Origin of the sequence: Dysgonomonas sp. Marseille-P4677 (genome assembly GCF_016652235.1) — a bacterium.
In the GTDB taxonomy this organism is placed as follows: Bacteria; Bacteroidota; Bacteroidia; order Bacteroidales; family Dysgonomonadaceae; genus Dysgonomonas.
Genome location: NZ_JAEPKU010000047.1, coordinates 17,735 through 29,585 on the forward strand (window position 1 = coordinate 17,735; position 11,851 = coordinate 29,585).

General features: G+C 33.9%; 12 protein-coding genes and 1 riboswitch. Of the genes, 5 read left to right on the forward strand and 7 right to left on the reverse strand.

Going from position 1 to position 11,851, the window contains the following annotated elements; all coding sequences use genetic code 11:
- The gene (thiM, locus tag JGH11_RS09850) at positions 1-801 is read right to left on the reverse strand and encodes a hydroxyethylthiazole kinase (protein ID WP_201111413.1); all 801 of its coding nucleotides are present in this window, start codon (positions 799-801) and stop codon (positions 1-3) included.
- A 79-nt stretch (positions 802-880) separates the two neighbouring features.
- Positions 881-980: riboswitch (TPP riboswitch) on the reverse strand.
- Between the two features lie 153 nt (positions 981-1,133).
- Here thiM and clpB point away from each other — a divergent pair.
- Positions 1,134-3,725, forward strand: a complete 2,592-nt coding sequence (clpB, locus tag JGH11_RS09855; protein WP_201111414.1) for an ATP-dependent chaperone ClpB — start codon at positions 1,134-1,136, stop codon at positions 3,723-3,725.
- A gap of 84 nt (positions 3,726-3,809) precedes the next feature.
- Here clpB and JGH11_RS09860 read toward each other — a convergent pair whose 3' ends face one another.
- The 6 genes from JGH11_RS09860 to JGH11_RS09885 all read right to left on the reverse strand — a co-directional run bounded on the left by JGH11_RS09860 (position 3,810) and on the right by JGH11_RS09885 (position 7,716).
- Positions 3,810-4,439, reverse strand: coding sequence for a hypothetical protein (locus tag JGH11_RS09860; protein ID WP_201111415.1), 630 nt, complete (start codon positions 4,437-4,439; stop codon positions 3,810-3,812).
- 35 nt (positions 4,440-4,474) lie between these two features.
- Complete coding sequence (locus JGH11_RS09865; RefSeq protein WP_201111416.1) at positions 4,475-5,116, reverse strand: hypothetical protein; 642 nt, start codon at positions 5,114-5,116, stop codon at positions 4,475-4,477.
- Positions 5,117-5,370: 254 nt separating this feature from the next.
- On the reverse strand, positions 5,371-5,520 hold the full coding sequence (locus JGH11_RS09870) for a hypothetical protein (protein ID WP_201111417.1): 150 nt from the start codon (positions 5,518-5,520) through the stop codon (positions 5,371-5,373).
- 364 nt (positions 5,521-5,884) lie between these two features.
- Positions 5,885-6,559 carry an OmpA family protein gene (locus tag JGH11_RS09875; RefSeq protein ID WP_201111418.1) on the reverse strand — a complete coding sequence of 225 codons (675 nt, stop codon included), beginning with the start codon at positions 6,557-6,559 and terminating at the stop codon, positions 5,885-5,887.
- A gap of 41 nt (positions 6,560-6,600) precedes the next feature.
- Positions 6,601-6,930 (reverse strand): hypothetical protein, encoded by a 330-nt coding sequence (locus JGH11_RS09880; protein ID WP_201111419.1) that lies wholly within the window; start codon positions 6,928-6,930, stop codon positions 6,601-6,603.
- A gap of 129 nt (positions 6,931-7,059) precedes the next feature.
- On the reverse strand, positions 7,060-7,716 hold the full coding sequence (locus tag JGH11_RS09885) for a rhomboid family intramembrane serine protease (protein WP_201111420.1): 657 nt from the start codon (positions 7,714-7,716) through the stop codon (positions 7,060-7,062).
- A gap of 332 nt (positions 7,717-8,048) precedes the next feature.
- Between JGH11_RS09885 and JGH11_RS09890 the strand changes: the two genes are divergently transcribed.
- From JGH11_RS09890 to JGH11_RS09905, 4 genes are all read left to right on the forward strand, one after another.
- Positions 8,049-9,293, forward strand: a complete 1,245-nt coding sequence (locus JGH11_RS09890; RefSeq protein WP_201111421.1) for a carboxypeptidase-like regulatory domain-containing protein — start codon at positions 8,049-8,051, stop codon at positions 9,291-9,293.
- A 226-nt stretch (positions 9,294-9,519) separates the two neighbouring features.
- Positions 9,520-10,005, forward strand: a complete 486-nt coding sequence (locus JGH11_RS09895; RefSeq protein ID WP_201111422.1) for an RNA polymerase sigma factor — start codon at positions 9,520-9,522, stop codon at positions 10,003-10,005.
- 6 nt (positions 10,006-10,011) lie between these two features.
- Positions 10,012-10,605: a hypothetical protein gene (locus JGH11_RS09900; RefSeq protein WP_201111423.1), complete on the forward strand. Its 594-nt coding sequence runs from the start codon at positions 10,012-10,014 to the stop codon at positions 10,603-10,605.
- A gap of 12 nt (positions 10,606-10,617) precedes the next feature.
- Complete coding sequence (locus tag JGH11_RS09905) at positions 10,618-11,742, forward strand: serine aminopeptidase domain-containing protein (protein ID WP_201111424.1); 1,125 nt, start codon at positions 10,618-10,620, stop codon at positions 11,740-11,742.
- The last annotated feature ends 109 nt before the right edge of the window (positions 11,743-11,851 follow it).

Here is an 11,851-nt window from a genome sequence, read left to right on the forward strand (position 1 = left end):
TTATAGACTATATTTAATATTTTGTTTTATTGTATCACTATTCATATTATATAGCTCATCCAGAATGTTTACTTGTAAGCTTCCATTACCAAACGACTTACCAGCTGCTATCTCTCCTGCAATACCCATAATAGCCATACCATGTGTTGCCGCTTCGAGCATATCTGAATTTATTGCAGCAAAAGCAGCTACAATAGCTGTTGCTGTGCAACCCATCCCTGTAACGCGTTCCATCATTGGGTTTCCGTTGTAAGTAGCTTTCACATCCAAACCATCAGTGATATAATCAGTCTGCCCACTTACAACAACAACCGCTCCTGTTTGCTTAGCTAAATACTTTGCCGATTCAAGAGCCGAATCGGAAGATTCTGTACTATCCACACCTTTAGTTTGGACATTGGTATTACATAAAGCCATTATTTCTGAAGAATTCCCTCTTATGATAGAAGGTTTACATTCCTCTATAATCTGTTTACAAACATAAGTTCTATACTGTGTCGCACCTGCGCCGACAGGATCGAATACAGTAGGAATATTCTTTGTTATAGCTGTTTTACCTGCCAGTATCATAGACTTCACCCATTCGGGCTCAAGAGTACCAATATTCAGTACCAAAGCAGAAGCAATAGCAGTCATTTCGCCAACCTCTTCCAACGAATGTGCCATAACAGGAGATGCTCCTATAGCCAAAAGTCCATTAGCAGTATTATTCATTACTACATAATTCGTAATATTGTGGATCAAAGGAGACTGTTTACGAATAGCGTCTAAATCGCTAATTAAGGAATCTATATTAATCATATTATAAAGATTTATTATTAAAAAAGGCCGCTTCGAATAGTACGAAACGGCTTATAGATATATAGTTAATTATAAGAATCTAAAAACATTACCGTTTTCCTACGATGCCAATTACAGCATATCAGGTTCAAGGGTTTAATCTCAGTCCTTCAAATAAAAGAACACCCCTAACAGTGATCCACAAACTTACATAAAATATTTGAACGAACAATCTTAATTAGTCGAAAGATATGATCTGACATTTTGTCAATTAAATATATCTTGGCAGACATTTTGAACGAACATTATTAAAGATTTGTTATTAAAAAAGAATATAATAGAAGAATAAAGATATGAATTTCAACAACTTTACAATTAAGTCTCAAGAAGCTATCCAAAAGGCTATTGAGATTACAAAGGAAAAAGGGCAACAGGCCATTGAACCAGCCCACCTTCTTATGGGAGTGATCATGACCGGTGAAAACGTTGTGAATTTTCTATTTCAGAAACTTGGAGCTAATCCGGGACACCTGACATCTGTATTAAGCAAAGACATCGATTCTTATCCGAAAGTTTCGGGTGGTGGAGAAGCTTTCCTGAGCAGGGAAAGTAATACGGCATTAGATAAAGCATCTGATTATGCAAAAAAAATGGGAGACCAATATATATCCCTCGAACACATCTTACTTGGTGTTTTATCTGGAAAAAGTTCTGCTGCACAAATGTTGAAGGATGCTGGTGTATCTGAAAAAGAATTACAATTGGCAATCAGCGAACTACGTAAAGGTAGTAATGTAACAAGCCAAAGTGCAGAAGACACATATCAATCATTGGAGAAATATGCTATAAATCTTACACAAAGAGCTAAAGATGGCAAGCTCGATCCTGTGATAGGTCGTGATGATGAGATACGCCGAGTATTGCAGATACTTAGCCGACGCACAAAGAACAACCCAATACTAATTGGAGAACCCGGGACAGGAAAGACGGCTATTGCCGAAGGATTGGCACACCGTATAGTTAGAGGAGACGTTCCTGAAAACCTGAAAAGCAAGCAAATATATTCGTTGGATATGGGAGCTTTAATTGCAGGAGCCAAGTATAAAGGTGAATTTGAAGAACGTTTGAAATCTGTTGTAAACGAAGTAATAAAATCGGAAGGTGAGATTATTTTGTTTATAGACGAGATACATACACTTGTCGGTGCAGGGAAAGGAGAAGGAGCAATGGATGCCGCAAACATCTTGAAACCGGCTCTTGCAAGGGGAGAATTACGTTCGATAGGCGCAACTACACTAGACGAATATCAGAAGTATTTTGAAAAAGACAAAGCTCTTGAACGCCGTTTCCAGACTGTAATGGTAGATGAGCCGAGTGAAGCTGATGCGATTTCGATTCTTCGTGGACTAAAAGAAAAGTATGAGAACCACCATAAAGTAAGAATCAAAGATGAGGCTATTATAGCTGCAGTGCAACTGTCGAGTCGTTATATTTCAGATCGTTTCTTGCCTGATAAAGCTATCGACTTAATGGATGAAGCTGCAGCTAAACTACGTATGGAGGTAGATTCTGTACCGGAAGAATTGGATGAAAAAAGTCGTCGTATCAAGCAGTTGGAAATTGAAAGAGAGGCTATACGTCGTGAAAATGACAAACTAAAAGAAGAGGAACTCTCAAAAGAGATTAGTTCTTTGAAAGATGAAGAAAAAGATTTGAAAGCCAAATGGCAATCGGAACGGGAGGTTATTAATAAGATCCAGCAGAATAAAATCGACATCGAAAATACTAAATTCGAGGCCGATAAAGCCGAACGAGAAGGTGATTATGGTAAGGTAGCAGAATTACGTTACGGCAAGCTCAAAGATTTAGAGAATAGTATAGGACAACTTCAATCCCAATTGCACGAAATGCAAGGTAGCCAAGCAATGGTGAAAGAAGAGGTAGACTCGTATGATATAGCAGATGTAGTATCTCGATGGACAGGCATCCCCGTGAATAAGATGTTGCAAAGTGAACGTGAAAAACTTCTGAATCTTGAGGATGTATTACATAATAGAATCGTAGGACAAGAAGAAGCAATTTCTGCTGTATCGAATGCTATACGGAGAAGCCGTGCCGGTCTTCAGGATCCTAAACGTCCAATCGGATCATTTATATTCCTCGGAACAACAGGTGTTGGTAAAACGGAGTTGGCTAAAGCTCTTGCTGAATTTCTTTTCGACGATGAGAATATGCTGACTCGTATTGACATGAGCGAATATCAGGAAAAATTCAGTGCGACTCGTCTTATCGGAGCACCTCCGGGATATGTAGGTTATGACGAAGGTGGACAACTGACAGAAGCTATTCGCCGCAAACCATATTCAGTTGTGCTATTCGATGAAATAGAGAAAGCACATCCTGATGTATTCAATATATTATTGCAAGTGTTGGACGATGGGCGGTTGACCGATAATAAAGGTCGGGTGGTAAATTTCAAAAATACGATTATCATCATGACATCCAATATGGGGTCTTCATTAATCCGCGAAAACTTTGCAGGAATTACTCCAAAGAATCATGATGAGGTAGTTGAAAAAACGAAAAGAGAAGTTTTGGACATGCTGAAAGTAAATATGCGTCCTGAGTTTCTGAACCGAATAGATGAAACTGTTATGTTCGAGCCTCTGACTCTGAAAGAGATCGAACAGGTAGTACGCATACAGCTGAATAGCATAGTGAAAATGCTAAAGGACAATGGAGTAAGACTTGAATTTACAGAGGATGCTATCACATGGATCGCTCAGATGGGATACGATCCTGAATTTGGAGCCCGTCCTGTGAAGCGTGTTATTCAACGTACGGTTCTCGATACATTATCAAAACAGCTACTTGCTGGAACAGTAGATAAGGAAAACCCAATTATTATCGGGTTGAAAGACGGAGAATTAGAATTTAAAAATTAAGAATATCAAAGAGAAGAGTGACTATATCCGTTATGAGTCACTCTTCTCTTATAAGAAAATAAAAATAGAAATTACAGTGTAGGATTACATTAAATCATTTAAATCCTCTTTTTTCCCTTTCAATTTATTCTTTTCTTTTTTTTCGGCCTCTTTTGTATGCCATTTCGATTCAGGAGTAATTCCTGTATATATCGTATAATAATATACATTATAAGAATCATCAAAACTTTTTGCCGCAGCAAATGTATTCTTTGTTGTAGTCTTTATAGAAACTAACTCCGTGGTCAATTCTACTTTTAAGCCTTCATAATCGAATTTACAAACAGTCAATTTACCCGAATTGGTTGTAATTGGCTCTATTCCATTCTCGACCATCCATGTCGCAATATTGTGGTATGTATCGTCATTATAAAATAAGACCGATAGAAAAGCCGTCTGATTATCTGCTCCTTTTTGTAATGTAATGGTATAATCCTCAGTATGAGGCTTCATATCAGCTACATTCCCTCCCACTGCACTTAGAATATTCATTGTCTGATTTGTTTTGTTTGTCTTAGACATCGAATAACGATTCTTATTCGAATCGTATTTAAATTTCTTCTCTTTTAAATCACTTTCTGTCAAATCAAGCATCTTAGAATAAGGCAGTTGAGCCAATACACTCCCGCATACCATGGCCAGCATTAAGCATAGCAAAATAATTCTCTGTTTCATCTTTTAATGTGTGTTAGTTTTAATTTAGAATATCTTTATTTCGTGATAGGTGAATCTATAAATTGAGTGAAATACTTCAACATCGTTTTGTAAAAGAAGTTACTATATAAATTATCATTTCCAACATGTACATAGTAAGAAAGATACTTTTCCTCACAATTCAAGCTAGATGGCTGACAATCATTTACGAAACAAGACTCTTGATAAAATAAGAATTTCACAGTGCTGTCCTTTTCAAATCTATACTGGAAGACGAAATAATCCCTTGGATTGGATAGAACATCAGATAGGTTGTCAATCCCTAACAACTCTTTTGAAAGCTGTGTCCCTTTTTTCAGTTTTATTTTATTCTTTTTTAGAATTGGAAATTTTAGAATAGTATGTTCTTCCCATAGGCTAATTTTAGAAATATAATCGTTATAATCCAATATATAAGACTCAAAGCTTATAGCTCCTTTTTCTTCAAATTGTTTTATTATACAGATATATTTATTGGATTGGTTATGAAGAGAAACAATATAATAATTACTATAATAATCAATATTGGCAATTCGATTTTCTTTAATTATCCATTTATCACTCTTTGAGTTATACATCCAGCCATAAACAAGCTTTAGTTCCGCATAAGAATCTAAGCTGTCAAAATTCTTTATAAAAGAAGATTCCTGTGCTGGCAACGGTACAAAATATAAACACAATATTAACTTTAAGAATAGTGATCTAGCAAACATTCAGTAAAAGCGATTTTAACAGCACAAAAATATATTTTTTATTTAAATTATTGCAAATTTTAGTTATAAAAATCTAACTAAAAAGAAAAAGATTACTTCTCGCAATCTTAGTTACATTATCTATCTTATAGCTACATAACATAGATCCTATATGCTGTCGGAAATTCGATAATCCAACTATTCCTTATATATTAAAAACCCTACTTATGAGAACGCCCTAAATAATATGATAGAGCCAAAGATCCCATTTGTAATACCATAAGCACAAGAAAAGCATTTCGTCTTCTATTTTTCCGTCTCAACGCCTTCAATTCAACATCTCTTCTATCGTCTACTTCAAAATCTTCCATAATACCTTATTTATATTGTTTCTATAATTAATAACACTTCAATATATGTTTTTGATCAATTAAATATAAAGATTTAAGATTAAAGCAGGTCAACAGTTAGAATCTATTATTCCTTTATCCAACCTTTTCTAGGCATAATCGTTTAGATTTGTTCTAACAATGCATAAAGGTTATCAAACAATTTTTCATATTTACATTTTGCCAACAGGTACTAAGGTAACAAAGATAGTAATGCCGCTGATAGAACAATAAGTCCATCGGATATAACTATATTTTTAAGAAGAATTACTAACTAAATAAAACACAAAGGCTGTAACTACATTTGCGTAATCACAGCCTTTGTCTCTAAAACGTCTGATCGGTATTATTTACCTTCTTGAGCGTCTTTAATCATTTTCTCGTTAGGAAGAATGTAGATTTCCACACGACGATTTTGGCTTCTTCCTGTAGTAGTGCTATTGTCTGCAACTGGTTGAGTAGAGCCGAATCCTTGTGAAACCATGCGGCTTCCATTTACACCCTTACCTGAAAGGAAGTTATAAACAGCCTGAGCACGTTTTTCAGACAATGGATTATTAATCGCATCTGATCCTGTATTGTCTGTATGTCCATATATTTGCACATCTGTATCAGGATTATTCTTCAAAGATGTAGCAAAGCTGGTTAATGCATTTTGAGAAGCAGCATTAAGTGTACTTGAATTAGTTGCAAATAAGATTCCAGATTCGAAAGTAACTTTAATAGCTTGTCCATCGTTGATAGATTCAACCTGTGCACCATTAATTTGTTCCAATTCTTTCTTTTGTTTATCCATCTTATTTCCGATAACAGCTCCTGCAGTACCACCAACTACAGCACCAATACCGGCACCCCATGCAGCACCTTTTCCGCCACCGATAATAGCACCGATACCAGCACCAAGAGCACCTCCGGCACCTGCACCAATACCACCACCTTTTACTGTATTGCTAGCTCCACAGCTAGATAATAAAACCGCGCAACTTAATACTATCGCTGCTAAAAATGAAAAGTTCTTCATAATCAATTTAATTAAAATAATTATTTGTTTGTGATCTTTGTTTATTCAAATATTCCTATCGAATCGCAGTACGCGAGTTCGCCTTGTATAATGAATGCAATTTCATCTGATGAGAAATTGTTAATTTTATCCTTCTTTGTATATTTTAAGACATATGCAACGATTTCCTCTTCATCTATATCTACTACCGAATTATCATCGGCATCATCATTCATGAAGCCTTTCTCATCATAATAGTCATATACAATGTCTATGATGTAATTTATTTCATCATTTGTGAATTTTCCTTTTATTTCTTGGGGAATATAGTTCTGTATAAACTTTACCGCATCATCCTCGTCATACGGCATAAGGTCTTTTTCGTTGCTCATTGATTGTTATATTTAATTAACTGGATATAATGTACAATTTATAACAAAAAAATAGTGGCTAAGTTCAATATCCATGCTAAAAATACTGTTGTTTTATATCAGTGATGTTAAGTTGAAGCAAATGTACAACTATTTTTTTTTCAAAACAAGATAAGCCAAAATAATCAGAGGCAAAGTCATCACACCAACATATAACATATTTACCTTCAATATCATAGGCTCAAATACTATAGCTAAAATAAGTCCGATCGCCGCTCCGCCAAGATGGGCATCATGGCCTATATTCCCTTGTCTGGTTTGCATACCATATATAGAATAGGCCAGATAGGCTATACCAAAGATCCATCCTTTCATAGGAATAACGAACATAACTCCCAATGTCATATCAGGGTATATGGCTATTGCAGCAAACAATATACCGACAACTCCTCCCGACGCACCAATAGCGCTATAATAATATTCTTTGCGATGTACCCATAGAGAAAGTAATCCTCCTCCTATTATAGATATGAAATAAATAGCTAAGTATTTCCATATACCGAATGTCGCGATTATTACATCCGAAAAGAAATACAAGGTCATCATATTGAAAATAAGATGCATATAATCGCCATGTAGCGTAGCTGAAGTGAGCAATCTATCCCATTGCTTCGATTTACCTAATATTGCTCCTACATTAAATTTATATCTATCGAAAAACGCCATATCGCTAAAGCCTTTGATGCTGGTAAGCACTGTAAGAGCGATTATAACAAGAGGGAGAATACTAGTTATGTCCAATGCCATACAATAATTGTTTTTTATATTTTGTGCATAAAGGTAAAAATATCTTGTAAGTTAAGCTTATTTCATAAAGAGTATTTTAAGATATAAAAAAAAGCATCGCTTATTTTTTAACTAAAAAGTGACAAAAGTTACACTTTTATCCAAGATTATACAATCCTTCATTCAGCATTCATATTATATTTTACCGTTATCTCTCCCTTATAGATAAATCAATGAATAGAAATAACTTATTCAAAATTCGGTTTCATAGTTTTTTTAACTTTTACTAAGTTTGACAAACAAATAAATCATAGTTTATTGCGTTAAAGCTAAAAAGACCTTATTGACTGTATATGAGAAAGAATTTTTTCCTTATTATTTTTTCATCTTTATTTATACCGTTATCAGCGTTAGCTCAAACAGCTATACATGGTACTGTCATAGACAAAGATACCAACCAACCTGTTTCTGACGTAATTGTGCAATATGGAGCAACATCACGAGATTATGTCTATACTGATACAAATGGAAAATTCTCAATCCGAGGTAACAGTGAAGACATCATCTATTTTCAATGTATAGGCTTTAAAACAAAATCTGTATTGAAAACTGTATTACAACAACAACCTACTGTTGCTTTAGAGCTTAACCCTGTATCTCTCAATCCGGTCGTCATTAGTCCATACGATGCGGATATGCTTCTGTCGGAAGTAATGCTGAACACTAAAGAGAAGTTGGTAACAGATCAACCCATTGGTTATTTATTACATTTTCTGCAAATGAAATCGACTGATTCTTTACAAAATGAAATATACTTAAAATACACTACCACCCTTAGTCAAAAACAACTAAAAAAAGATCTGAAAAAAGAACGGGTGCCCTATATATATAATATAATAGATATAAGAAGATTACAAAAGACTGTGACTCCGACTTCAGAATTATATGGTGCGGAATACCATGCATCATATCTTTTTACTTTTGGCAAAAGCGAAAATAATGAAACAACAAGGTCGTATTCTTCCGACAGCTCATTGATTATATTACAAATAGAGCCATTAAAAGATAAGGACGGATGGGCAAGTGGCGAAGTAAGAATAAATAAAGACGATATGACAATATCTTCGATAGAAATAGAATCGGTCGATTCTATTCTTGATCTTCAAACATATAAAAAGTATATGGGAAAGAAGGTAAAAGCATTGCGAAAAGTGGGACGTTTCCAGTTTGCCAAGTCGAATGGAAAATATTATATGAAAGAATGTTATACTTATTATAAATTCAGGGCGATAGATGAATTTGACAGGGAGGAAGATATTACATACTACTGTGATGTAAATTGTATAGGGACTGTAGACCCAAAAACAATAAAGAAACGGCAACTAAGTGGCTTTTGCCAGGAGTTATTCTATTTCCCTGATTCCACATTATCTGAATTCTGGAATGCTGATTCTTCTTCAAATACTGATTGGCAAAATTATAAATATACCGGTGAATTGAATTTAGGAGACAATACTCCACGATCTAACGGAGTCGGATATTACCTAAAAAAATCAATGTTTGCAATACCCCTTTTCTTACTATTGCTTCTCATATAGTTTTTCATTAATAATATTAAGTAAGCAACTGAGATATTTTACCATTTTCCTATTTAAAGTAAATCAATTACAGCTATACATTATGAAGGAGATGATGATATCTTATTGTTAAAATCGAAGTAACGATGCAATGTAAAAGATAAATAAATCTGTAATTTATTTATCTTTTTTGTAATAAAACAACTATTGCTCCGACTATATATAGTAACAGTAATGGCAATAAAGAATGAAGTCGAATCAAAAAGAGTTTCTAAAAATAATTTCAGCATATCAAGAGATTATACATAAAGTAAATTTGATTTATTTTAGATCAGATGCTGACAAACAAGATAACTTTCAAGAGGTAGTCTATCAGTTATGGAGGTCTTTTCTAGGATTAAAAGATAAAAACAAACCGGCTTCGTGGATATATGCTGTTGCGATAAACACATCAATATCAAAGATAAGAAAAGATAGTAAGTTAGTTTTTACAAACGATATACCAGAGATCCCTTACACAAGTACAACTGATAATATTGAGCAAGATATAAATTACCAGAGATTGCTAGACGCTTTGCAAAAGCTCAATGAAACAGATCGTTCTATTATGCTTCTTTATATGGAAGATTATAATTATGATGATATTGCTGAAATCATTGGGATATCTACATCTAATGTTGGAGTAAAAATATATCGTTTGAAAGAACAGTTAAGAAAACTACTAAAAGATTGATCCAATATGAAAACAAATGACTTAAAAGATATATGGAAATCGGGGGTTAATAAAAACATCAACTCCTATTCAGATAGAAAGTTGAATGAGATTATTGTAAAGTCTGCACGTAAATCAATAAGCCGTATTTATCCCTCTGTTATTCTCATGATCATTATCGCAATTGTTATTGCTTTACTCATTGCTAATATAACAATAAGAAACACTACTATTGCTATGAGAATGCTGGATCTTGGAGTTTTATTATTCCTTGTTATTTCTCTAACCTTATGGGCACAGTCCTTTCTTGTTATGAAGAAATATAAAGCGGATGTACCTATCAAAAATTGGTTGGAATATAGAATTAAGGAAATAGAAAGATCTTTAAATTTTAATATTAAATATAATTGGCTGATATGCATAATCTCTTTATTAGCCGCTTTGGGCTATTATTATCTATTCATTTGGTTTAGCGGCATTTCTATCAATCCTTGGATAATTGGTTTTGTAACTGCCGGAGTTGTGGTTTTTATATTTACTTCGCGAAAATCTGTTATAAAAAAATACAGGCAATCTCTTGAAGAATTGAAAGAGTTATACAAACAATTAGATGAAGAATAAAATATCAAAATTATGAAGCATATATTACTTTACTTATTATTAGGTATAATAAGCTTGCCTACATCAGCCTTTATTCCCGAAATAAAAACTATAAAGCTAAATGATGGAGAAGAAATAACAACTCGTTTATGCCTCCCTGACACTATAGCCGAAGCCATTGTGTTTTGTATATCAGGAACAGGGCCCAGTACATATCTAACAAAACGATCGACATTCAACTATTATGACGAATTGGCTAACGGATTCTGCAAAAATGGATTAGCATTTTTCACTTACAATCGCAGAGGTTGCCAGGACGGTGAAAACCCTCCGTTTTTTGTTGATGTAGATTCTTCTAAGTATATAAAATATACGCCTTTACAAGAAGCGGAAGATATAGAATGTATGATTAATTCGATAATGAAAGATAAGAGATTCAACAATAGTAAAATTATTCTGTACGGAATAAGTGAAGGTACTATAACAGCCTCTTTAGTGGCTGAAAGAAAAAATGTAAAAACAGATGCCATATTACTACATGGTTATGCTCACGATAATATGTTTGATATTATTCAGTGGCAGAATAAAGGCCATGGCGTTCTCATTATGGCAAATTCGATTTTTGATAAGGATAACAATAAAGCTATAAACAAGGAAGAATATGAGGATGAAAATAAACAGATATCTGCATACCGTTCATATCTATTTCAAAACCTACCTTTCGACTCATTAGATATCGTCAAAAATGATCTTATAGACATTCATGATATTGAAAAAATGAGAGCTCCTTTTCATGACGAACTAATGAAAAGAGTTACCGATAACGATTGGCTATGGATAAAAAGTAATTATTTCAACATAACACCCCAATGGTTTAAATCTCATTTCGAGCTCGAACCTAACAAAACAAGACTATTAAGGTTAACTATTCCAATACATGTATTTCATGGCGAGGAAGATGCTAATGTACCTATAGAAAGTGTCTATGATTTGCAAGCACGATTTGATATGTGTAACAAAACGAACCTCACAATTCACACTTTCAAGAAACATAATCACGATTTAAATTTTCAGGATTTGTTGATTCATAAAAAATGGTCGGAGGGTTTTGAAAAAATATTTAGTGTAGCTAAAAATATTTCAAAAATGGCAGAATGAAGCTTACAATAAATAATTTATATAGATCAATTAACATATTATACAAAGTTTTGATTCATATCTAATTATGCTGATTACTTCGCACAAATGACCATATTTTATTATTTAT

Excerpts from the sequence above, each read along its gene's own strand:
- JGH11_RS09875 (WP_201111418.1), bottom strand. The coding sequence starts at position 6,559 with ATGAAGAACTTTTCATTTTTAGCAGCGATAGTATTAAGTTGCGCGGTT.
- JGH11_RS09905 (WP_201111424.1), top strand. The coding sequence starts at position 10,618 with ATGAAGCATATATTACTTTACTTATTATTAGGTATAATAAGCTTGCCT.
- clpB (WP_201111414.1), top strand. The coding sequence starts at position 1,134 with ATGAATTTCAACAACTTTACAATTAAGTCTCAAGAAGCTATCCAAAAG.
- thiM (WP_201111413.1), bottom strand. The coding sequence starts at position 801 with ATGATTAATATAGATTCCTTAATTAGCGATTTAGACGCTATTCGTAAA.
- JGH11_RS09860 (WP_201111415.1), bottom strand. The coding sequence starts at position 4,439 with ATGAAACAGAGAATTATTTTGCTATGCTTAATGCTGGCCATGGTATGC.
- JGH11_RS09890 (WP_201111421.1), top strand. The coding sequence starts at position 8,049 with ATGAGAAAGAATTTTTTCCTTATTATTTTTTCATCTTTATTTATACCG.
- JGH11_RS09900 (WP_201111423.1), top strand. The coding sequence starts at position 10,012 with ATGAAAACAAATGACTTAAAAGATATATGGAAATCGGGGGTTAATAAA.
- JGH11_RS09885 (WP_201111420.1), bottom strand. The coding sequence starts at position 7,716 with ATGGCATTGGACATAACTAGTATTCTCCCTCTTGTTATAATCGCTCTT.
- JGH11_RS09870 (WP_201111417.1), bottom strand. The coding sequence starts at position 5,520 with ATGGAAGATTTTGAAGTAGACGATAGAAGAGATGTTGAATTGAAGGCG.
- JGH11_RS09880 (WP_201111419.1), bottom strand. The coding sequence starts at position 6,930 with ATGAGCAACGAAAAAGACCTTATGCCGTATGACGAGGATGATGCGGTA.
- JGH11_RS09895 (WP_201111422.1), top strand. The coding sequence starts at position 9,520 with ATGAAGTCGAATCAAAAAGAGTTTCTAAAAATAATTTCAGCATATCAA.